Below are 21,308 nucleotides of genomic sequence, written 5' to 3' on the forward strand. Positions count from 1 at the left end.
CTTTTTGAATAGAGCAATGTATACATCCATTTGCTGGATTTCGATTACTTCGTCTTCTCCACACGACAACAGCAACACTCTCTGCCCAAACCGATCCGGTGATCAATGTTGTTGATGTAAATTCAACCGTGGTGGGCAAGTATGAAAAAATCGAAATTCGCTTTCATATTGAAAAAGCCGACTATGACAACCCCTATAATCCTGAAGAGATTGATGTGAGAGGGGTTTTTGTCGCGCCCTCCGGCAAGGAATGGAATCAATATGGATTTTATGATGATTATCAAAACCAAAATATCTGGAAAGTCCGGTTTGCCGCCAACGAAACCGGCGCCTGGAGCTATCGGTTACTCGCTCAGGCCTCCTCGGGGAATACCTCTACAGAGCTGTTTCATTTTCAGGTGTCTGAATCCGATTATCACGGCTGGATCAAAGTTTCTCCGGATCATCCGCACTACTTTATGCATGATGACGGAACGTCGTTCTATGGGGTCGGACCCTATTACCCCTGGGGTGTCAGTAACGGGTCTTCCGGACTCGGACAATTGGAGGAATACGGCGCCAATTTCTGGGGATACTGGAATATCCCGTACGGCGGAGAGATTCGTATCATCGAATCCATGCAATCCGGTCTCGGACGCTATGATCAGGAAAAATGCGGACGTATTGATCAGCTCATCGAATGGTCTGAAGAGCGGAATCTGAAAATGATGTTTGCGATTTGGCCGCATATTTGCTGTCCAATACGGTCTGGGCGCATCAATGGCATAACAATCCTTATAATAGCATTACATCTGTGAATGATTTCTGGAGCAGTGAGGAGGCATGGACGTATCAGGAACGGCAGTACCGCTATCTGATAGCACGCTGGGGATACAGTCGTGCTCTGGGGATTTGGGAAATTGTCAATGAAATCAACGGCACCGACGGCTGGCAAAACGGACGCCGGGATGACGCCCGGCGCTGGGTCGGCCGGGTACATGATTTTTTCAAAGCCCATGATCCAACGGGGCGGCCCACCACCGCTTCTATGAGCGGCGGACAATACTGGCCCGAGGGCTATGCCGAGGTGGATATATCGAATGTACACATGTATGAAACCGGCTGGCTGGCGCCCTATGGCGGTAATCCGTTGCGCAGCAGCGTATATACTTATTCCAATGTCACCCGTCAAATGTGGAATGATTTTGAACAGCCGGCTATTCTGGGCGAAGCCGGTTATACGGATAATTACGGCGACTTTGGCGGAGGCACGCCCGAATATACGCAAATGTTTCATAATGCACTCTGGGCAAGCTGGGCGAACGGACTGGCTGCTACTCCCGTGTGGTGGCCGGCGATTTCGGCTCCAAACAACTGATGACCCGTGATGTTATGGAGCAAATGAATGCTTTTGCTGAAATTGTCAAACACATTGATTACGCGCATATTCCGTTCCAGCCTGCGGATATCAGCGCGGCGGATTGCGATGCCGCGGCTATGCACGCGGACGGAACAGCGTTTGGCTGGCTGCGTCAGCAATATGGTCTTGATGTGTCCCGAACGTTGGTCAAACTAAAGAATGTGCCGGATACGTCCTATTCTGTCCAATGGTATGACCCTGGTCCGGTAAACTGATTTCGACCCAAATTGGCGCGGGTTCCGATGGGGTATTGACACTGCGTGTGCCCGAGCTCGCTCAAAACCGATACCGGATATCGCTTTTTCTCCTCTCCGATCCAGGACGGCACTGAGCCCTATCAATTGAGCCTGACGGCGGAACCGCCGCGAATTTTAAATCAAGAGTCTTTTGCGTCCCGGCTTTGCTGTTATCTTCTTGATCGGGAGGGTCGATTGTGTCGTGAGGCTGCTCCCGGCGTGGAATTCCAAAAAACCGGTCCCGGCGAATTTTCCGGAGAAACAACACAGGTGGTGAAAAATGGTGTGGCATGTATTGATCTCCACGCCACCCCGGAGACCGGCGCTGCAACAATAATTGCTGCATCCGATGGTTTGGTGAACGATACGGTCGAGGTCCTGATCACAGACCGTATGACTGTGGATTCATTTGATGCTTATCAAAATCAGGCCACAGTCGAATCGGCCTGGAGTATACGCTCCGGTACACAACTGCAGTTCAGGTTGGAATCGGAACACGTGGATACCGATCCGTATGCTCTGAGGGTGAGCTATGGCGTCGGAAGCGGTTATGCGCCGTATGCTGCCTTGGTAAAAAAGTTGCATGACCGTGATTTTTCTGCAGCAAAATCCATCCGATTCTGGCTGAAACCGGACGAGCTTCAAACCGGGATTTTGTGGTAATGCTGAAAGAAAAAAACGGCCGCTATTGGACGTATCAGCCGCAGGCTGTTCTCTCAAACCGGGAGCCTGTGTATATCTCTATTCCATTGGATCAATTCACAGCTTCTGACACGGCGACGCAAATCGATCTTGAGAATTTAAACGAACTGGCCTTTAACGTGCTGCCCGGCATCGGGGGGAGCGGATTGGGTGTGATTGTTCTGGATAGTATTCTGTTTTCGACCGGATTGAGTACAGGCGTAAAAGAAAAACCGGCTATCGTTCCGGATGATTTTTATTTATCTCCGGTTTATCCGAATCCATTTAACGCCTCAACCCGGATGACCTACCGGTTGCCAAAATCCGGACTTTTAAAAATATCTGTGATGAATGTACGCGGACAAACTGTAAAATTGTTAGTCAAGGAGTATCAGAACGCCGGTGTACATAATCTGGTTTGGAATGCTGAAAATGCAGAAACCGGAGTTTATTTTATCAGGCTGCAAACCAAAGACAAAACGCTCAGTAAAAAATGTTTACTCTTAAAATGAAAGGCTTTTCTATGAAACGGATCATTGTTCTTGTATCAGCTCTGATGTTTATGGCCTGCGCTTCCATGACGCAACAAACCGATTTTGTAAAAGTTGAAGGAACACAATTTATCAAAGACGGCAAACCTTATTATTTTCTCGGTACCAACGTCTGGTACGGCGCAAATCTCGGGATGCAAGGCAATCAGGGAGATCGTGAACGCTTGATACGGGAGCTTGATCTGCAATCGCTCGGGAGTGACCAATCTGCGTGTCCTCGGGCGTCGGAACAAACCGAATATTTCAATACCGTTAAACCGGCGTTTCAGACATCCCTTGGAGTGTATAATGAAGATGTGCTTCGGGGCCTGGATTTTCTTCTAAATGAAATGAGCAAACGTGATATGGTGGCCGTGATTTATCTCAATAATTACTGGGTATGGAGCGGCGGTATGGCGCAGTATGTGTCGTGGTGTGAAAATGAAACCATGCCCAATCCGTTTCTAAAAGAGTATGACTGGCATACATTTATGCTCTACAGCGGACAATTTTACGCGCATGAACAGGCCAATCAGGCGTATCGTGATTATATCAAAATGCTTATCAATCGAGAAAATACAGTCAACGACCGATTGTACAAGATGTGTCCGACCATCACGTCCTGGCGATCTTGCCAATGAACCGCGCCCCAGACCGGGAAAGATCAGGATCAGCATATCGACCGGTTTATCCTATGGGGTCCGATGAAACAGCCGCTTATATCAAATCCCTTGATCCCAATCACCTGGTCTCAACCGGAAACGAAGGCCTCAAGGGCTCGCTCGAATCCGAACGCTGCTATCTCGAGACCCATCAGTCCGGGAATATCGATTACATGACCTTTCATCTCCGGATATCGAATTTGGGCTGGTTCGATCCGCAAAAGCCGGAAGAAACCTATCCCATCGCTGAGCAGAATGCACTCGACTATCTGAATCAGCATATTGAATATGCGAGACAGGTCGGCAAACCGGTTACGTTCGAGGAATTTGGGATTCCGCGTGACGGTCATTCCTATTCTCCAGAGGCGACAACCCAATGGCGGGACAAATATTTTAAAACAGTGTTTGACAAGATCTATCAAGGCGTTGAATCCGGGTCACCTCTGGCCGGATCAAATTTCTGGGCCTGGGGCGGATATGGCAAAGCGCGTGACCCAATTCAGGAGCCGTTTTGGCAGCAGGGTGATGATCTTGTCGGTGATCCGCCGCAGGAACCCCAGGGAACGAGAACTCCGTATTTGCCGGAGATTCCACCACGTTGGAGATTCTGCGCAGTCACAGCACAACATTAAAACAACTCATTCAATAAAGGCGGCCGTATGCTACGCTATCTTTGTTTGTTCGTGTTCGGTCCTGTGCTTCTTTTTGCACAGGTAACAGGTTTTTTAGAAAATTTTAATGATCATGATCTGGCCGGCTGGGAATCTCCGCACAGCCATACATTCGCACTTGCCGTTGTTGACAGCGCTTTGGAAATTACCTATACGCGCGATGCAGAAAGCGACGCCCTGGATGGGTTCAACTTTATCCCGCCCCGGTCTACAGCGACGAACAAGCCGTATATTTCCGTGCGGGTGAAATCAAATATTTCGACAGATACTCACCTTTAAACCGATTTGTATGAAAACGGCAATGACGGCTGGCTGCGATAGATGCTGGTGCTCCGATCATTTTGTGGCACACTATTACGTTCGAGTTGACACAACATGACGGCGCCGCGCTGAATCGCATCTATATGTATCTGGACGGCGGCACCACAGTGACCAAACAGGGAACGATCTGTTTCGATGATCTTGCCATCGGCGATTCGGTCAGTGTAATTCAAACCCCGGCCTATACCGCACTTGAGCTTGCGCTTCAGCAGGCAACAGCCTTGTATGAGAACACGGTCAAAGGCGGCGGAGAAGGCGAGTTCCCTGCGGGATCAAAAGCTGATTTGCAGGCTGCAATCAATGCTGCCCGGCAGGTCTATGAGCAGGACGATGCCCCGCCTGATACAGTAAAAGCTATGGTCTGGGATCTGTATGATGCCTGCGCTACTCTGGAGGCCTCTGTAAATGCCTCCGAGATGGGCCTGGTGGATCCCCATGCCACCAAAGAAACCCGATATCTTTACGGAAATTTACTGCAATCAGCCGGCAAAGGGCTTGTTTTCGGTATGCATGATGTAACCGGTTATGGTGTCGGCTGGAGCGGTGATGATGACCGAAGCGATGTCAAAGATGTTTGCGGAGATTATCCGGCTTTGTACAGTGAAGATGCCAATAAAATTACCCGCGGGCTGCAGGTCGAGAGAATGCGCTATCGTTTGACGTCTGCCTATCGACGCGGTGGCATTATCACCTTTTCATGGCATCAATATGATCCGGATGACCGACATTTTTATGCGGATCGGATCAATAATGAACGTATTGTTGAAACGATAATCCCGGGCGGTGAGCGCCACTCGGATTATAAAGAAAAGCTGAGACGTCTGGCGCTTTTTCTCAAGAGCTTGCGCGGAGATACCGGCGAGTCCATCCCCGTTATTTTCCGCCCGTATCATGAACATCTGGGAGACTGGTTCTGGTGGGGGGCAGCCCATTGTACGAAATCAGAGTACAACACCCTATGGCAATTTACAGTGGACTATATGCGCGACAGCCTGAATGTGCATAACCTGATCTGGGCCTTTTCACCGTCGCTGAATCACATTGATCAGGGTGATGATTATTTTGATGTCTATCCCGGAGATGAGTATGTGGATATTTTCGGCACCGATAATTATTTTTCTCATCCTGTTTCCAAAATGGCCAGAGATCAGTTTCGCATTGGATTGCATAAAGTGGTGGAACATGCCAACGCGCGCAACAAATTACCGGCATTGACCGAAGTGGGGCAGGAAGGTCTGAAGCCATGACTGGTTTACGGATGTGCTTTTACAGCCTCTCAAATATGACTCGCTGGCAACCTCTATTGCCTATGCCGCGGTCTGGCGCAACGAAAGCACGTCCCATCATTTTGCGCCGTACCCGGGACACTCGAGTGTCTCCGATTTTCTTGACTTTTACCATGATCCGTTCACTTTGTTTGAGCAAAATCTTACAGATATGTACAGTTTTCCTCAGGCGGATGAAACCCCGCCTGTGCTGACGCTTTTGCATGAGAATCCCTTTGTCGCGACCCACCTAAACATTTCAATCAATGCGGAAACCAATGAACGGGCGGATCTGCGTTACGAAAGAACAGATGTCGAGTGGCAAGACATGCCCCACGAGTTCGGGGAAGGTCAGGGCGGACGCCAGCACAGCGCTATATTGAGCGCTCAACAGGGAGCAGTTTACACTGTATATTCGAGCACGGGATCTTTACGGTAACGTATCTGAATCGTATTCCCTGAACGGTTCAAGTCGATACCCTGGCAGGCGCCGGTGCTGTGGACTGATCCGGCATATCCGGACCGTGATTGGAAACAGGCGGTGGCTCCTCTGGGATTCGGTGCGGAATTCGAAGGCTCTGCGACCCGGGAACAGACCACAATCTATTTCCGCAAGCATTTTGAGTTTAATGGTCCGAATGAGCCGCTGGGACTTTTACTCAAATTCAACAGCGGCGCCGTGGCCTATATCAACGGAACAGAGGTTTATCGAACCAATGTAGCGTCCGGTGAATTGTCCGCTGATGATCCGGCCTATGAACAAAAAACCAACAACAAAATCGTAACATTGAGCAACGACCTCGTCTCTACGGTGATGCGTTCGGGAGAAAATGTACTGGCTGTTGAGGTGCATACAGCCGGAGAAGACAATCCGTTGCTTTCCATGGATGCCCGGCTTTTTTCCAGCACGACCTTTTATGTGGATCTCAACAGTGAGTGGCTGTATGACGATTCCGGACAGCGGCCCAACGATCGAACTCTGGGTGAAATTCTAACGGTAGAGGAACCCGATGATTCTGAAAGCAAGAGTCTGACCGTAAAAGACTATGATCTGAAACAGAATTATCCCAATCCGTTTAATCCGGTTACAACGATTGAATATCATTTGCCGGCTGCTGAGCATGTGAAAATTGAAATCATTGATATGAACGGCAGACGTGTTTCTATGCTGGAAAACGGACTCAAACCCGCGGGCGCTCATCGTGTGTCTTTTGATGCCGGACAATTGTCCAGCGGGATTTATTTTTACCGGATGCGTACCCAATCGCATGTTCAGGTAAGACGCATGCTCCTGCTTAAATAAACCGTTCAGCAGCCAAAGAATTTATAACATGGATAAAACTATGAGATTTTTATACAGCTTTTGTATCATGCTGCTTTTTCTGTCCTGTTCCAATGACAGCGGAACCGGTCCCAATGATCCCGGTCCCGCCCCGGAGGTTCAAATTGTCGATCCGGATGCAAGCCGGGAAACAAAGTATTTGTTCCATAATCTGCGTAAATATATGGGAGACGCCGTGATGTTCGGGCATCAGGATGATCTCGCTTATGGGATTGACTGGAACAGCGAATACGGCAAGTCTGATGTCGAATTGGTGGTCGGCGATTATCCGGCGGTGTACGGCTGGGACCTCGGGGATATCGAATCGTCATCTTTTAATCTGGATGGCGTTGACTTTGAAGGCATGAAATTCTGGATGCAACTCGGATATAAACGCGGCGGCATTAATACTGCCAGTCTGCATCTGGACAATCCAGTGTCCGGGGGCGATGCCTGGGATACGGAGCGTGCGGTTCCGTACTTGCTGCCTGGCGGCTCGCATCATGAAAAATTCAAAGAAATATTAAATGATATCGCAGCATTTTTCAAGGATATCAAAGGAGAAAATGATGAGCCCGTTCCTGTCATTTTCAGACCCTGGCATGAACATAACGGCGCCTGGTTCTGGTGGGGGGTCGGATCCTGCACCCGCAAACAGTATATCGACTTGTGGCGGTTTACCGTCGAGTATTTACGTGATACAAAAAATGTGCACAATCTGCTGTATGCCTATTCACCGTCCGCTTATGTCAGTGATGCGGAATATCTGGATCGATATCCCGGAGATGATTATGTGGATATTTTAGGCCTGGATTGCTACAGTCTTTATTCCTCGGACCAGATTCCTACATTCAGGGCTCAGATTACCCGGCTTAACCGTATGGCCGCGTCCCGAGGCAAGGTGCCTGCTTTGACCGAAACCGGTTACGAATCGATCCCGATTAAAAACTGGTGGACGCAGTATCTTTTGAGACCGATAAAGCATGACAGCGCCACCTCGCAGCTTTCATTTTTGCTGGTATGGCGCAATTGGACGCGGAATCATCATTTTGCACCCTATCCGGGGCATTCCAGCGCTCCTGATTTTATCGAGTTTTACAACGATCCTTTGACCTGGTTCGAAGCTGATTTACCGGACATGTATGGAAGAGAGACGTTGATTAAAGTGTTTAGACTATATAAATGATTGAAAAATGCAATATGACCAGGGAAGGAATTAATTGAATATTCAGCCACAGCCCTATTTGATGAGAAACCGGGTGATGAAATATGCCTGGGGGACACGGGACAACAAGGCCTTTATTCCGAGGTTTTTAGGTGAACCGGCTCAGCCGGGAGAACCTTATGCTGAATTGTGGATGGGAGCGCATGCGGGCGCTTCGTCCCGAGCTCAATATGAACGGACGCTATGTTCCCCTCAGTCGGCTTGTTGAGCAATTCCCGGTAAAAATACTGGGATCTGAGGTCAGCAGGCGTTTTAACAACACATTGCCTTTTTTGTTCAAGGTGCTCTCGATTGGTGAACCGCTGTCGATTCAAGCTCACCCCAATAAGGAACAGGCTGTGACCCTGTTTGAACGCGATCCGGTACATTATCCGGACAGCAATCACAAACCGGAAATTGCCGTGGCTCTGGATCATTTGACCGCGCTGGTCGGTTTAAAACCCATCGATGATATCCTGTATACCCTCGAGAAATATCCCGAGTTTGTACATTTCCTGGGACGTGGTTTTGTCAGTCGCTGGATGAAGGTGTTGCCTCTGCCTGTGGATCGGCATGCCGGTCATATAAAAACCCTGATTGTAGAAATTTTGCACCAGTCAGAAAAGCGATCGGATGATTTAGCCCGAATCCTCACAGAATTGTACCAGCGTCTTTGCCAACAAATTAGAGACCTTGATAATGCCGAAAAACTGTTTGTCAAGCTATGGAATACGTATCGGCACGGAGATGTGGGATTGGTCTTTGTGTTTTTACTGCAGATCATGAACCTGAATGCGGGCGACGCCATATTTCTTCGGGCCGGTCTGCCGCATGCCTATGTATCCGGTAATATTATTGAATGTATGGCCAACAGTGATAATGTGGTGCGTGTGGGATTAACGCCGAAATACAAGGATGTTCAGACGCTTGCTGATATTATTGACTGTGATCCTGCGCCTTTAACGGTATTGTCCGACAAAGGGATGAAATGCGCCTTTTATGAAACGCCGGTGGATGATTTTGATCTGGAAAAAATACGGCTGGGTTCTCAAAAAATAGTCACAAAAAACCGCCCCGAGATTCTCCTGATTACAGAGGGTGAAATCAAGTTAACCTGGCGCCAGGAGGGACCCCACAGCGCTTCCTTTGGCCGGGGCCAGTCTGTCTTTATACCGGCGTGCCTGGACGAATATGGATTAGAAGGAATCCCGGAGGCTACCGTGTTTAGAGCGAGCACTCCAGAGGCCATTTAATCATCAATCAGCGGAGCTGATGATGAAAACAGTCAGTTTCATTTTATTGGTTTGGGGAATACAGGGTTTTGGTAGCAGTATCACTCAAGATTCATGTTCTTTGCATATTTCAGCATCGCCGTGCAGTACGATTGTGAGGATGCAGGGCCTTTTAGACGCATAGAACACTTTTACAAAGGGGTATTCGCAGAACAGTAAGCAGGTGTTCCAGCCCATGGACTCTTTGTCTATTTGCAATACAGGTTCAACAACTGTCAAAGCTCCACGACTGGTTTTCAACAACCGGGCCAACTGGTATTCAAATCAAACCCTCATCGCAGAAATATTATCCGGCACTGCATCGGATCGTGAGAAAGCATTGGTGTTGTGGATGTATTTTGTGGAAAACCGCAGTCACTATGAATCTCCCGTTTCCGGCTGCAACATCAGTAATCCTTTGAAATGTCTTTCTGTTTCCGGATATTCGTCTTGCGGACCGATGTCGCTCGCCTTGACCAGTGCAGCTGATCTGGTCGGCATTGACCTTTCACTGGGTGCCTGCTGTAGACCCGGACGGTGACCGCATATTACGAGTTGCCGTCTATTCCAAAATTGTATTATCGCGTCGCCAGCGGTCTGTATTTCTGTATCATGCAGGCTCAGGGAATAACCCAATCCCGAACTGTAAAGCTGGTTCGTTAAATCCGGGTTGTTTCACCTGTCTTTTAAGGGAAAAAATTTATATATTGTATCATGCAGTATAAAAGTGAATCAAGGGTAGCTTTTATAACACAAAGGGATTCAATATGGCATTTCATTACATAGTCTCAGCAATCCTGACAGCGGCATCATTGCTTTCAGCAGGTCCGTTTGATATTCTGACAGGACCGCAGTCGATTTCCTCAAAAGCGAACCGTCTTTCTAGGGACGGATATCGGACGTTGCAGACCGGCGATGACTGGGTGATTGGAGAAACCGACCCGAACGAGACCGTGAATGTTTCCGGAAATTATTACCTGGACGGTAATCTTATCATTGTGAATAACGGTGTTTTGAATGTAACAGATGCAAATTTCCGTATCAAAGGAGATATTTATCTTTTCGGAACGCTGAACTGAATATTTCCGCAGGCCGGGTAGAGATCATCCAAAGCTACAGCTATGAGCATCAGGCCCTGCTGCTCGATAACAGCCTTTTAGATATCTCTGATATCCTGTTTCAATCGGGCAATGAGAGCTGGAGTATTGGAATGACCGACAGCAGCCATTATGTGATGAAAGATTCCCGGATTGAAAACGGTTTTATAACCGTGGCGCTTATGGGCGACAGCAGGGGCACCCTCTCTCGGGTTGACACGCCGGGTGAGTTTCTCTGTATGGGCAGAAATGCGCTTGAATTTACCGATTGCGAGTTTTTGCTGCAATGGCTGGTTCTTCCGGATTCCGCCGAGGTGGACATGACGCTTCCCGAACAGTCGCCGTTATCCTGGAGTTTTTCTGACTGCTTGAGGATATTGCCGGCATTCCCTATTCGATTCAAATCAATAACTGCCGTGATGTCATGTGGGGACTGATATCAGAAAACGGCTCAGAAGCTGTGTTCCGGGATACACGATTTCGCACCGTAGGGCTCATGTTTAAACAATCAGATTCAGTTCATGTGAGCAATATCACCAATTCTTCATCACACACGAATGATGTGATCGGGGTGCCGGACAGACATTTGAAATTGATCAACAGTGATGTGCAGACCTGGAGTTATTATGCATCCGGTGAGGTACGACTAACGATTGAAAATTCTGTGTTTGGAGAATGTTTGTCACAAGACAGCTCACATGTCACGATAAACAACTCGGTTTGTGACGGGACCGGCGGTTATATAGGCGCATTCAACAAATCTGCAACCATTGTTGTAGGCAGCATGATCCGGTCGCAGGCAGTATCCCGCAACAATGCGTTTTTGATCGGCGCTGAATCCGCATTTATGGGGCCGCATATTAATGCGGATGAAGAGTCTATTATGTTTCTGGCTAATGTCAAGACCGTATCAGAACCTGAAGCAAAGCAGTCTGCTGTCGTGTTTCAGTCTGAATTGTTCTATCAGGAAGGTAATATCGACAGTGAATTTCCTTTACATGGAACGGCGCGAATAAAAAGCGGTCCGGAATGCGATATTCAGTTAGAGGGGTATAAATTGCACTACAGCCCGGCTGCTCAAGATCCGGTATGGCGGACTGTTGACGGTATGCGCCACAATCCGGTCTATCGCGGTCAATTGGGGATATGGCCCACTCACGGACTGGTTGCCGGTGATTATGCATTGCGTTTGACATTGTATCACAGCTGGAATGATTCTGTTTCTATGATTTCCCGCGCCAGACTTTTGGCGCCTGTTGGCCTTCAGGCAAATAGTGGGCAGATTCCTAAAGCGTTTTCTCTGGATCAGAATTATCCGAATCCTTTCAATTCGGAGACGTTGATACAGTTTTTTATCCCCGGAATTGAAAATGTGTCTCTGCAGGTTTATAATATTCTCGGGAATCTTGTCTTTGAAAAACAATATCCTATGCTAAAACCGGGTCATCACACGCTTCGCTTTAACGGAAAGGATTTGCCCAGTGGGGTTTACATTTATCGCGTGTGCACCGATGAGCTTGAACTGAAGAAACGTATGATGCTTTACAAATAGTATCAATGTGCACTAAATTTAACGGCTGTCAGTCGTCGATGCGGCCTTTTAAATAATTCTTGTTTTTTTAGCTATTCATTGTTACTTTATGCGTCTACTTTCAAATATCATTTAAATTTAGAGGATCAATTGTATTGAAAACCATCAAGGACATCGCTCAAGCTGCTAATTGTTCTGTTTCAACCGTCTCTAAAGCTCTGAATAACAGATCTGATGTAAGTCAGACCACAAAAAAACGAATCCTAAAAATTGCCAAAGAAAATAATTTCTACCCGAATGCGTTTGGAAAAGCATTAAAGAGCAAATCTACAGAAAATATCGGTGTTATTTTTTGCCGCGAGAGTCAGCCGCTGTCCAGTAATCCGTTTTATTCCCGGGTGTTGGAAGGCATTGAAGCCGAGTTGGCTATTCACAATTACAACCTTGTTCTACAGCTGATTTCGGATGAAAACAAGAGCGAAATTCCAAAAATGATCCGTGAGCGACAGATCGATGGTTTGATACTCGTCGGGGTGATCAATCAGACATTTGTAGACCAGTTGAAACAAATCGATCTTCCTCTTATTTTGATTGATCCCAAGATTGAACAGGAATCAAAATGGTGCCAAATTTTGATAGATAACGAAGACGGCGCCATGCAGGCGGTGCAATATTTGATTCAAAGCGGCCATCAACGAATCGGTTTTATCAGCGGGGATCTGGAACGGCAAAGCTTTTCTCAGAGGTTCAGGGGATATAAACGGGCGCTGAAATTCAACAATATACCCTTTAGTGAAGAACTGGTTCAAACCGGCGGCCTGGAAAAAGGCTACGAGCACACCGCCAGATTACTCGATCTGGATAATCCGCCCACTGCCCTTTTTTCTGCTAATGATATTAATGCCATTTATGCTTATAAAGCTATTACTGAACGCGGACTGGCGATTGCAGGAGATATCAGTGTGGTCGGCTTTGATGATATCGAACTGTCGCGCATGGCGTCACCGCCTTTAACCACAGTCCGGGTTTATAAAGAAGAAATGGGGTCCATAGCCGTCAGACGCATGATCAGCGTCATCCAGGACAGCGATATTGAGCCCAATACCACACTGGTTCCCACACGATTGGTGGTACGTGAATCCGTGCGGCATATTTAAAAATACACTCTTTTCCCACAGCATGCCTATCCGATAGATAGGCTCCTCTGCTCGATCGTATCGTGTACTCGTTTTTGTCGTTAAAGCATTTTTTATGATCAGATAAAACCTGCCTTGCCTGGAAAACATTATATTTTCCACATTGTGGATAATAAACTGAAAAGTAATTCGTTTAACTTTGTGTCATTAGAATGCTGACAACTTTTCATTATCCAGCAGGAGGTATCATGTCCCGGAATTTGTGTTTCTTTTCTGCAGTTTTGATGTGTCTGGGATGGACAATTTTCTTGTATCCACAGGAAAACACGGTCGGATTAGTAACGAAAGAATCCGGCTCCTGTCCCGGATATACACTCTTTGCGCCTCTGAGCGCCACTGACACCTATCTGATTGATCATGATGGAAACCTGGTGCATTCCTGGACGGGCGATTATTCGCCCGGTAACTCGGTGTACCTGCTCAAAGACGGCAGTCTGCTGCGCACCTGCGATCTGCAAAATTCGCTGTTTGCAGCCGGAGGACGCGGTGGAGCGATCCGAAACTTGGATTGGCAGAGTCAAGTGATCTGGGAATACATTTGCTCCAATGATACAATCTGTCAGCATCACGATGTTGAACAGCTGCCGAATGGAAATATACTAGTGATCGCGTGGGAAATGAAATCCCGGCAGGACGCTATTCAGGCCGGCTGCGATTCGGCGCTGGTCAATCACAAGGGACTCTGGCCGGATTGCATACTGGAAATTGAACCGCAGGGCAATAACGGCGGCAATATTGTCTGGAAGTGGCATGTTTGGGATCATTTGATCCAGGATTTTGATCCGTCAAAAGATAATTACGGGCATATTTCGGAAAATCCGCAATTGATTAATATCAATTATCGATCATCCACCGGTATCGGTGCGGACTGGAATCACACCAATTCTGTTGATTATAATGCGGATTTGGATCAGATTTTGCTCAGTGTCAGAGCTTTTAGCGAGATCTGGGTTATTGACCACAGTACAACAAGCGAACAAGCGGCAGGACATACCGGCGGGCGCTGTGGTAGGGGAGGAGATCTTTTGTACCGATGGGGCAATGATGCAACATGGGACAGTCATTCAGCCTCAGGCCAACAATTATTTTATCAACATGATGCGCAATGGATAGATGCAAATCTCCCCGGCGGCGGGAATATTTTATTGTTCAATAACGGCAAAGGCAGACAACCGTTTGCGTACAGCAGTATAGACGAATTGACTCCGCTTTTAGATACGGATGATACCTATGTTAAAAATACAGACTCTACGTTTGCACCTGAGGATTTTACCTGGACGTTTACAGCTGATCCCCGCAAAACCTTTTACGCTGATCATATCTCCGGGACACAGCGGCTGACGAACGGGAATACACTGATCTGTGACGGCACGCATGGAACATTTTTCGAAGTAACAGAAAACGGACAAACCGTATGGAAATACATCAATCCGGTTACCAATCAGGGTATTCTGTCTCAGGGTGACAGCGTATTCGAGTCTGGAAAGGACCGGGTCAATAATGTTTTCAGGGCTTGGCGTTATCCGGTGGACTATCCGGGATTACTCGGTCAGGATTTGATCCCGACCGGACCTCTCGAACATGCCCGCGAATCGCAACGTGATCTTTATACACGTATACCCTGTAATGCTGCTTCTTCCGACGGTCTGCAGGTGCGTGTCACTGCACCTGAAACTCCGAGGTATCAAAACGGCGCCCCGATTGCCATCTATGTGGCCGGAGGATTTGACAGCGAAGGACTGGATGAAAGACAAACCGGATTGGCCGATGAAGGTTTTGTTGAAATTCGCTTCAATTTTCCCGGCGGAGGTAAAGGTGGAGCAAAAAGCGGAGGAGAGTATGATTATCGCGGACCGGGCAGTCTTCTCGCCCTGCGGGATATCATTCAATTTGCCGCTCAAACCCGACCGGATTCGTCCGGTCTAATGTTGGATGACCTATTACCCTGATATGCCTGTATCTTCTGATAATATCGGATTGGTTGGGTGGTCAAATGCAGGCAATACAAGTCTCCGCACAGCCGGGTTTCATGCTGATGGATGCCCCGGATTATCCTGGATATTGAATTGGGAATCACCAGTCGGAGATGGGTTGCCGCAGGCGGAAGCCGGAGCAAAGTCCGAAAATACGCTGCGGCCGTTTAATAGCGGTGTCAATCCTGCCTATGATCCGCAAACCGGGGACTGGGATTTTAGCAATCTGAAATGGGATCCTTCCATACAGGTTCCCTTGTTGGGAGGCGGCGGAAACGTGTCGGGCAGTCTTTATATCGATGAGGATCAGGATGAGCAGGTGGACCGCGGTACTGATTTTATATTCTATCCGCTTGTTTTTAAACTGAATGACACCTTGAAAGCTTTCTATTCCGAGCGCCTGCACACTGAGGCGTTGAACCGTAATCTGTTCCCGGCCGCCCCACCTGATCATATACCGGATTTGCAGGAAAATAAAAGATTCTGGCGTCTGCGCAATGGAGAATACTGGATCGAAACGGTTGTGGAAAATGTTCCCGATTTGTTTTTCATGGTCGTGGCCAGTGATACAGATCATGTGCAGGTGGCCCCGGATCATCCGCATATTCTGAATCAATATAACGCTTTTTTGAATACAGCCTGCCGATTTGTGAGATTAAATCCGGACCGGTCTTATGTCGAGTCGCTTCTCGGCTATCCGCTTGAATCAGCAAGCGATAATGACGCGGGGATGCATCTGGATCGCAGTACCCTATCCAATTCTCTGGAGCCCGGGAATTCTATCACTGATCGATTCAACAAAGTAACCGTGGCGGCTGCGGGCGCCTGTGAGCTTGCGGATCGGGTACACTGGAATAACTCTGATGCGCAAATTGACCCATTGACCGGGGTGAAAGAATCGGCTCCGGCAATACCGGATGCTATGCAGCTGACCTCCTGTCCCAACCCGTTTAATTCAACGACCCGCATCAGCTATACCCTGAACCATTCGGAGCATGTCCAATTAGATGTTTACAATATACGGGGTCAGCATGTCCAGCAAATTTTCAACGGATATCAGCACGCCGGCAGTTATAGCAGACAATGGAGCGCCGAACAGCTGCCCAGCGGCATTTATTTGATCAAACTGAAAACTGATCACTCGGTGCTCTGGAAACCATGTACACTGGTGCGTTGAATCGAAACAGGAGGTTTAGCCTGGACCCTGACACAAACAGTACGTTCTACAGAACGTACTGTTTGTGTAAACTATGGATTCTAAAAGGGGATATCTACAATGAAATGCAGCTTTTCAAGATAAGCATGGTTGCTGGCATTCGCCGAATGCGGAACGTCTACATCGCGGCCGGGTCTGGGCCATTCATTTTTGCCGAAACGATACCAGCGTCTGATCTCGGTTTTTGTTTGCTTGTAAACGTATTCTGCTTCAACCGCAAGCATGCTGTTCTGTTCTTCAAACACCATGTCTCTATCGACGATGGGTGAACATTCTGCTGAAAAAAGCGGTGTAAAGGACACAATCAAAAAAACAACAGCAGAGTTTTGGTACTCATCATGTACTTTTTGGCAGATTGATAACCGGGTATAATTTTTTCATTTCGATCAAAAAACAAGCACTTTATGCCCGGATTTCAGATACCGAGTGAGCGGTTTTCCCATATACTTGACATCAACTCCCAGGTTCTCCAGAACATCTACAGCTTTATATTGTTCTGCACACCATTGACAAGCCGTAAGCGTGACACCGGATGTTTTTGCCTGTTTGAGCTTTTCGTGCAGGTCTTTGTCTTCCTTGACCCGGTTGGCCGAAGGGCCCCATATCAACACTTCCACACTCTGCCACCATCCCTGTTTTGCGGCATTAATACTGTATGGAAAAATGACCTTGCTGAACACATCCGCATCACCGGTGGACCAGAGAATAACAAGACTGTCCGTTTGACATTGACAGGTTTTACAGCCCGAATGCGAATCATGTGCACAGTTGCTTTTGCAATTTTGTTGACACTCGTGTGTTCCTTTATCATGCCCGCAGCCTTTTAAAGCGGTGTTACCCTTGCAGCCGGTGTTTTTTGTGTTTTTATGGCAGGGATGCTGTTTGCTGCAGTGTGCAGAATCAGCCGCTTTCTCACAGCAGGGCGCTTGTTCATGATCTGAGAGCGGTTCCCATTGATGCGTTTCAGTGCAGGTCGTTTTTTCCGCGCTTGAGGTGTCCGGTTTTTGAGCAAACGCCGATACTGCCACTGCCAGTAGAATCAGTCCATAAAAGAATTGTTTCATGATTGTTCTCCGTTTTCAGAATCAGCAAGATATAAAAAAACTTTCGGGTTGGAACTCGGTTAAAAAAAAGACTGTCTAAAAAGTACACCTTTTATGAAAAGGCGCTGCCCGAAAAAATCGGTCAGTCTTTTTAGACAGTCCATCTGTTTAAACGAAAAGTTTAACGTCGTATTCAGGACCAGAGTCAACAGCCCTCACTGCAATGCGCAACACGGGGAATTGCAAATCGTTTCATAAGATACTCCTTTGATGTAATGAATAAAATCAAACGTGGATGATTAAAAGTTATACTAAATATAAAATATTTTAACTGACAGTCAAGGAAAAAGTCGAATTGGACTGTTCTTTAATACTAAACCGTAATTTTAGCAACCAATCCATGAATTTATCTGTTATGAAACACTAACTGATAAAGATATAGCATATGACAAAAACCGGAGAAAACTATTGTAACGCGGGTTATCGTATTTCCCGTCGGAATAATAATTAAAAAAATACTGGACTTTATCTCTCAAATGTTTAAATTAGCACTGCTCACCGATACCGATCACACAATATTTTAACAGGTCCTTCCCGATTTTGAGCAAAAGTAGTAACGTAAAATAATAAAATTCTTAAACGGCTTGAAAACACAACACGAGAGGAGAGAGGCATGTCAAGGTACGCTTTGCTGTTTCTGATGGGGGTGGTAGGTGTTAGTCTGGTTTGGGGACAGGGACACAGTGACGCGCTTGTTGTATCTGAAGCGCTGGAGGCCCAGGTGTTTCCGCAGATAGAGTACAATCCGGTTGAAAACGAATACCTGGCTGTATGGGAGGACAGTCGTGATGACAGGTCTGATATTTACGGACAGTTTATTCATGCGGACGGAACATTAAAAGGCGATAACTTTGCCGTTTGCAGCGCACCCGGCCCCCAGTACTGGCCGCGTATGGCCTTTGATCCGGATAACAACCGGTTTCTCGTGGTGTTTGAGGACTGGCGTGAGGCAGGAAAAAGCGATATCAGCGGCGTGTTTGTCAATCATGACGGCAGCTTTTACGAACCCGCCGGGACCGATGAGTATCATTCGTTTGCTATTTGTTCCAATGACAGCAATATTTACACGTGTTCAGTCGCCTTTAACACGCGTGAAAACGTGTTCCTGGCTGTATGGGGTGATTTCCGCAACGAGCCGGAAGGTGAGAACAGCTGGACCGGTGCAGATGTGTTTGGGCAGCTCATTACAGCAGACGGAGAGTTGATCAATCCCGCAGATCCAACTGTAAACATACCCGTCGCTGCAGCGGACTGGACCTTTGAAAGTGTGCCGGATGTGACCTATAATCACATAACCAATGAATTTTTCGTGGTATACGGAACAAGCTTTGGAAGAGTCCTGGGCCAGCGCGTTGATCATAGCGGACAATTGATCCAGCCGGACGGCAGTGTTCTGGCAAAGACAGGCGGCGCCATGTCGGTGCTTCCGGCCATGATGATCTCCGGCATGTTCAACAACGGACCGGACTGTTTTCAGGCCCGTGTCGCATCGCGTACAGAATTTCATGCCAATTCTCTGCAAAAAGCAGCATCCCGGGATACGACAGAAATGCAGGTTGTGTGGAAAGGCATGACAAATGAAAATGATGATAATGAGATATGGGGTCAGCGTATCGGATTCGCCCGCCAGGATGAAGGCTGGGCAGCTTTTTATATTGACAAAGACGGTGCCATGACGGAATCTGTATCGAGCTTTATAATCAGTGAACAGATGGGCTGGCCTTCACCACCGGACCTGGCCTATGGTCAATACGATGATGAGTACCTGGTGGGATGGGGAAATTATGCAGAATTTGGGGTGAATGCTGATCTCTATGCACAGCGACTCGGTATCAATCCAGTGAATGAACTTTTGCTGTTGGATGATGATCAGATTGGTACTGTCAGTGCGACTGAAACTATTCCGATTGATACAAGCATTCATGAAAATGGCGGCATTGGACTTGGTGTTGCCCATAACAGCAAAACCAACGAGTTTTTAATGGTATACAACCATGCGGATACCAGCGACAGGGATCAAAATATTTACGCGATCCGGTTTTTCGGGTCGCATATCCCGCAGCTTGCACAGGTGCAGGTGAGTCCGTCTGACACATTCTGTCTTACCGGCGAGTCCGTTCAGTTTACCGGACAGGCCTTTGATGATCTCGGCGATGCTATGGATGTTCCACTTGTCTGGTCGGCAAAAGGCGGCAGCATCGACTCCGCAGGATTCTATACAGCCGGCGATACGCCCGGAACCTACACCATCACCGCTACCGACGAGGAAAGCGGAATCGCAGGAATCGCCGAGGTTACGGTGTCCTGGCCTGCGGGTGTTGCCGACCGGGATGCGCTGCCGCGGGAATTTCTTTTGTATGCCAATTATCCGAATCCGTTCAATGCGTCTACGGTGATTGCTTATGATCTTCCGATTACGGCGCGGGTTGAGATTTTGATCTATAATATTTCCGGTAAAACAGTCAATCAATACCTCCTGGGCGATCTACCCGCCGGTACTCATAGAATGATTTGGGATGGTGTTGATCAAAAGGGGCAGCCGCTGAGCAGCGGGACATACCTGATTCATCTGAGGGCGAATAACTATCAGGCCCTGGCAAAGGCTGTTCTGTTACGCTGAGATTTACTGTAAAGACTCGGGATGCATGGTAAATTATTTATCCCGGTTTTATAGAACAATTCCCCGAGTGTATATCGTGGACATAAAAAAAGCCCTGCATAAAAATGCAGGGCTTTATTAAAAGCATCCTGTTTATTCAGGAATCCAGGAACTGATCAGGTCTTCATTTTCAGCCATCCATTTTCTTGCCACTTCTTCTTCAGTTGCATCAGATTCCTTGACCTGAAGCATCAGATCGGCAAGTTGAGCATCGGTAAAGAACATGTTGCGCAGGAACTGCGCCAGTTCAGGTTTATCAGATTCAATGTTCAAACGACCTTTGATATGGATGTTACCCGATTTCCACATCATTTTGTCTTCATCCTGTTCCAGGAATTTCAGGTCCCAGCGACCGAATTTCCAATGCGGTTTCCATCCGGTTACCACGATCCATTCTTCATCGGCAATGGCTTCCTGCAGCGCTGCGGTCATGGCCGGACCGCTTGAAGAAACCAGTTCAAAGTCCAGGCCGTATTCATCGATCAGCTTTTCCGTTGTTTTCATAACGCCGGCGCCAGCGTCGATACCGGTGATTTTGCCGTCGAATTTATCAACGTGATCATTCATTTCACTGATTTTATCGATCGTGACATAAGAAGGAACGACCAGACCACTCTGGGTACCTTCATAAACATGACCGAGGTCAACGATTTGGTCTTTGTATTGTTCAACATAGTCGGCATGCAGTACCGGCAGCCAGGTTTCCATAAAGGCATCCTGATCACCCTGTGCAACCGAAGTATAAGCAGGGCCGACATCTGCGGCTGTGATATTCACCTCATAACCCATTTTGTCTTCCAGAACGACTTTGGCAAGATTTGTGTATGCTACACCTTCTGCCCAGTTTACATAAACCAGGTTTGCCGTTTTTTCACCGGCGGCCTGTTGTGTACAACCATTGATCATCAGACCACCAATAACGAAAACGACCAAGAGCGCTGCTAATAATGTACTGCGAAGTAAACGATTCAT

The 21,308-nt window shown here is 47.5% G+C and carries 24 protein-coding genes; 21 read left to right on the plus strand and 3 right to left on the minus strand.

The features are described 5' to 3' along the window. Positions 1 to 98: 98 nt before the first annotated feature. From U5R06_03340 to U5R06_03435, 20 genes are all read left to right on the plus strand, one after another. Positions 99 to 797, plus strand: coding sequence for a DUF5060 domain-containing protein (locus tag U5R06_03340; protein MDZ7721870.1), 699 nt, complete (start codon positions 99 to 101; stop codon positions 795 to 797). Beyond that, positions 794 to 1,357: a hypothetical protein gene (locus U5R06_03345; GenBank protein MDZ7721871.1), complete on the plus strand. Its 564-nt coding sequence runs from the start codon at positions 794 to 796 to the stop codon at positions 1,355 to 1,357. The genes U5R06_03340 and U5R06_03345 overlap by 4 nt, the downstream gene beginning before the upstream one ends. 23 nt (positions 1,358 to 1,380) lie before the next feature. Then, positions 1,381 to 1,614 (plus strand): hypothetical protein, encoded by a 234-nt coding sequence (locus U5R06_03350; GenBank protein ID MDZ7721872.1) that lies wholly within the window; start codon positions 1,381 to 1,383, stop codon positions 1,612 to 1,614. A 45-nt stretch (positions 1,615 to 1,659) separates the two neighbouring features. Further along, positions 1,660 to 2,298: a hypothetical protein gene (locus tag U5R06_03355; protein ID MDZ7721873.1), complete on the plus strand. Its 639-nt coding sequence runs from the start codon at positions 1,660 to 1,662 to the stop codon at positions 2,296 to 2,298. Then, positions 2,298 to 2,828, plus strand: coding sequence for a T9SS type A sorting domain-containing protein (locus tag U5R06_03360; GenBank protein ID MDZ7721874.1), 531 nt, complete (start codon positions 2,298 to 2,300; stop codon positions 2,826 to 2,828). Before U5R06_03355 ends, U5R06_03360 begins: the two co-directional genes overlap by 1 nt. A gap of 11 nt (positions 2,829 to 2,839) precedes the next feature. Beyond that, positions 2,840 to 3,487, plus strand: a complete 648-nt coding sequence (locus U5R06_03365) for a hypothetical protein (protein MDZ7721875.1) — start codon at positions 2,840 to 2,842, stop codon at positions 3,485 to 3,487. Then, a complete protein-coding gene (locus U5R06_03370; protein ID MDZ7721876.1) occupies positions 3,484 to 4,140 on the plus strand; it encodes a hypothetical protein in 657 nt (218 codons plus the stop codon). The genes U5R06_03365 and U5R06_03370 overlap by 4 nt, the downstream gene beginning before the upstream one ends. A 27-nt stretch (positions 4,141 to 4,167) precedes the next feature. Beyond that, on the plus strand, positions 4,168 to 4,458 hold the full coding sequence (locus U5R06_03375) for a hypothetical protein (protein MDZ7721877.1): 291 nt from the start codon (positions 4,168 to 4,170) through the stop codon (positions 4,456 to 4,458). Positions 4,459 to 4,520: 62 nt separating this feature from the next. Continuing rightward, positions 4,521 to 5,747 (plus strand): glycosyl hydrolase, encoded by a 1,227-nt coding sequence (locus U5R06_03380; GenBank protein MDZ7721878.1) that lies wholly within the window; start codon positions 4,521 to 4,523, stop codon positions 5,745 to 5,747. 13 nt (positions 5,748 to 5,760) lie between these two features. Next, positions 5,761 to 6,204, plus strand: coding sequence for a hypothetical protein (locus U5R06_03385; GenBank protein ID MDZ7721879.1), 444 nt, complete (start codon positions 5,761 to 5,763; stop codon positions 6,202 to 6,204). Positions 6,205 to 6,258: 54 nt separating this feature from the next. Beyond that, the gene (locus U5R06_03390) at positions 6,259 to 7,068 is read left to right on the plus strand and encodes a T9SS type A sorting domain-containing protein (GenBank protein MDZ7721880.1); all 810 of its coding nucleotides are present in this window, start codon (positions 6,259 to 6,261) and stop codon (positions 7,066 to 7,068) included. Positions 7,069 to 7,108: 40 nt separating this feature from the next. Next, entirely contained in the window at positions 7,109 to 8,272 is a 1,164-nt protein-coding gene (locus tag U5R06_03395) for a glycosyl hydrolase (protein MDZ7721881.1), read from the plus strand. Positions 8,273 to 8,430: 158 nt separating this feature from the next. After that, positions 8,431 to 9,543 (plus strand): mannose-6-phosphate isomerase, class I, encoded by a 1,113-nt coding sequence (manA, locus tag U5R06_03400; GenBank protein MDZ7721882.1) that lies wholly within the window; start codon positions 8,431 to 8,433, stop codon positions 9,541 to 9,543. Positions 9,544 to 9,757: 214 nt separating this feature from the next. Then, complete coding sequence (locus U5R06_03405; GenBank protein MDZ7721883.1) at positions 9,758 to 10,102, plus strand: hypothetical protein; 345 nt, start codon at positions 9,758 to 9,760, stop codon at positions 10,100 to 10,102. 226 nt (positions 10,103 to 10,328) lie between these two features. Beyond that, positions 10,329 to 10,640, plus strand: coding sequence for a hypothetical protein (locus tag U5R06_03410; GenBank protein ID MDZ7721884.1), 312 nt, complete (start codon positions 10,329 to 10,331; stop codon positions 10,638 to 10,640). 131 nt (positions 10,641 to 10,771) lie between these two features. Continuing rightward, positions 10,772 to 11,095 (plus strand): hypothetical protein, encoded by a 324-nt coding sequence (locus U5R06_03415; GenBank protein MDZ7721885.1) that lies wholly within the window; start codon positions 10,772 to 10,774, stop codon positions 11,093 to 11,095. Next, positions 11,083 to 12,210 (plus strand): T9SS type A sorting domain-containing protein, encoded by a 1,128-nt coding sequence (locus tag U5R06_03420; GenBank protein MDZ7721886.1) that lies wholly within the window; start codon positions 11,083 to 11,085, stop codon positions 12,208 to 12,210. Before U5R06_03415 ends, U5R06_03420 begins: the two co-directional genes overlap by 13 nt. A gap of 134 nt (positions 12,211 to 12,344) precedes the next feature. Beyond that, positions 12,345 to 13,346 (plus strand): LacI family DNA-binding transcriptional regulator, encoded by a 1,002-nt coding sequence (locus tag U5R06_03425; protein MDZ7721887.1) that lies wholly within the window; start codon positions 12,345 to 12,347, stop codon positions 13,344 to 13,346. Positions 13,347 to 13,573: 227 nt separating this feature from the next. Beyond that, on the plus strand, positions 13,574 to 15,334 hold the full coding sequence (locus tag U5R06_03430) for an aryl-sulfate sulfotransferase (protein ID MDZ7721888.1): 1,761 nt from the start codon (positions 13,574 to 13,576) through the stop codon (positions 15,332 to 15,334). Continuing rightward, entirely contained in the window at positions 15,318 to 16,535 is a 1,218-nt protein-coding gene (locus U5R06_03435) for a T9SS type A sorting domain-containing protein (protein ID MDZ7721889.1), read from the plus strand. Before U5R06_03430 ends, U5R06_03435 begins: the two co-directional genes overlap by 17 nt. An 80-nt stretch (positions 16,536 to 16,615) precedes the next feature. Here the strand turns inward: U5R06_03435 and U5R06_03440 are convergent, their stop codons facing one another. Together U5R06_03440 and U5R06_03445 are read right to left on the minus strand one after the other, a co-directional pair. Further along, a complete protein-coding gene (locus U5R06_03440) occupies positions 16,616 to 16,822 on the minus strand; it encodes a hypothetical protein (protein MDZ7721890.1) in 207 nt (68 codons plus the stop codon). Positions 16,823 to 16,960: 138 nt separating this feature from the next. Next, on the minus strand, positions 16,961 to 17,638 hold the full coding sequence (locus U5R06_03445) for a DsrE family protein (GenBank protein ID MDZ7721891.1): 678 nt from the start codon (positions 17,636 to 17,638) through the stop codon (positions 16,961 to 16,963). A gap of 652 nt (positions 17,639 to 18,290) precedes the next feature. On the opposite strand from U5R06_03445, the gene U5R06_03450 reads away from it, so the two are divergent. Continuing rightward, complete coding sequence (locus U5R06_03450) at positions 18,291 to 20,297, plus strand: FlgD immunoglobulin-like domain containing protein (GenBank protein MDZ7721892.1); 2,007 nt, start codon at positions 18,291 to 18,293, stop codon at positions 20,295 to 20,297. Positions 20,298 to 20,429: 132 nt separating this feature from the next. On the opposite strand, the gene U5R06_03455 is transcribed toward U5R06_03450, so the two are convergent. Next, positions 20,430 to 21,308, minus strand: a complete 879-nt coding sequence (locus tag U5R06_03455) for a glycine betaine ABC transporter substrate-binding protein (GenBank protein MDZ7721893.1) — start codon at positions 21,306 to 21,308, stop codon at positions 20,430 to 20,432.

It is taken from the genome of candidate division KSB1 bacterium, assembly GCA_034521575.1.
In the GTDB taxonomy this organism is placed as follows: domain Bacteria; phylum Zhuqueibacterota; class Zhuqueibacteria; order Residuimicrobiales; family Krinioviventaceae; genus JAXHMJ01.

What these genes read in the sequence shown, in the direction of transcription:
- U5R06_03370 (MDZ7721876.1), top strand. Translation starts at nt 3,484, where the DNA reads ATGAACCGCGCCCCAGACCGGGAAAGATCAGGATCAGCATATCGACCG.
- U5R06_03415 (MDZ7721885.1), top strand. Translation starts at nt 10,772, where the DNA reads ATGACCGACAGCAGCCATTATGTGATGAAAGATTCCCGGATTGAAAAC.
- U5R06_03350 (MDZ7721872.1), top strand. Translation starts at nt 1,381, where the DNA reads ATGAATGCTTTTGCTGAAATTGTCAAACACATTGATTACGCGCATATT.
- U5R06_03365 (MDZ7721875.1), top strand. Translation starts at nt 2,840, where the DNA reads ATGAAACGGATCATTGTTCTTGTATCAGCTCTGATGTTTATGGCCTGC.
- U5R06_03440 (MDZ7721890.1), bottom strand. Translation starts at nt 16,822, where the DNA reads ATGGTGTTTGAAGAACAGAACAGCATGCTTGCGGTTGAAGCAGAATAC.
- U5R06_03360 (MDZ7721874.1), top strand. Translation starts at nt 2,298, where the DNA reads ATGCTGAAAGAAAAAAACGGCCGCTATTGGACGTATCAGCCGCAGGCT.
- U5R06_03375 (MDZ7721877.1), top strand. Translation starts at nt 4,168, where the DNA reads ATGCTACGCTATCTTTGTTTGTTCGTGTTCGGTCCTGTGCTTCTTTTT.
- U5R06_03430 (MDZ7721888.1), top strand. Translation starts at nt 13,574, where the DNA reads ATGTCCCGGAATTTGTGTTTCTTTTCTGCAGTTTTGATGTGTCTGGGA.
- U5R06_03450 (MDZ7721892.1), top strand. Translation starts at nt 18,291, where the DNA reads ATGTCAAGGTACGCTTTGCTGTTTCTGATGGGGGTGGTAGGTGTTAGT.
- U5R06_03420 (MDZ7721886.1), top strand. Translation starts at nt 11,083, where the DNA reads ATGTGGGGACTGATATCAGAAAACGGCTCAGAAGCTGTGTTCCGGGAT.
- manA (MDZ7721882.1), top strand. Translation starts at nt 8,431, where the DNA reads ATGCTGAATTGTGGATGGGAGCGCATGCGGGCGCTTCGTCCCGAGCTC.
- U5R06_03435 (MDZ7721889.1), top strand. Translation starts at nt 15,318, where the DNA reads ATGACCTATTACCCTGATATGCCTGTATCTTCTGATAATATCGGATTG.
- U5R06_03395 (MDZ7721881.1), top strand. Translation starts at nt 7,109, where the DNA reads ATGAGATTTTTATACAGCTTTTGTATCATGCTGCTTTTTCTGTCCTGT.
- U5R06_03445 (MDZ7721891.1), bottom strand. Translation starts at nt 17,638, where the DNA reads ATGAAACAATTCTTTTATGGACTGATTCTACTGGCAGTGGCAGTATCG.
- U5R06_03455 (MDZ7721893.1), bottom strand. Translation starts at nt 21,308, where the DNA reads ATGAATCGTTTACTTCGCAGTACATTATTAGCAGCGCTCTTGGTCGTT.
- U5R06_03410 (MDZ7721884.1), top strand. Translation starts at nt 10,329, where the DNA reads ATGGCATTTCATTACATAGTCTCAGCAATCCTGACAGCGGCATCATTG.
- U5R06_03405 (MDZ7721883.1), top strand. Translation starts at nt 9,758, where the DNA reads ATGGACTCTTTGTCTATTTGCAATACAGGTTCAACAACTGTCAAAGCT.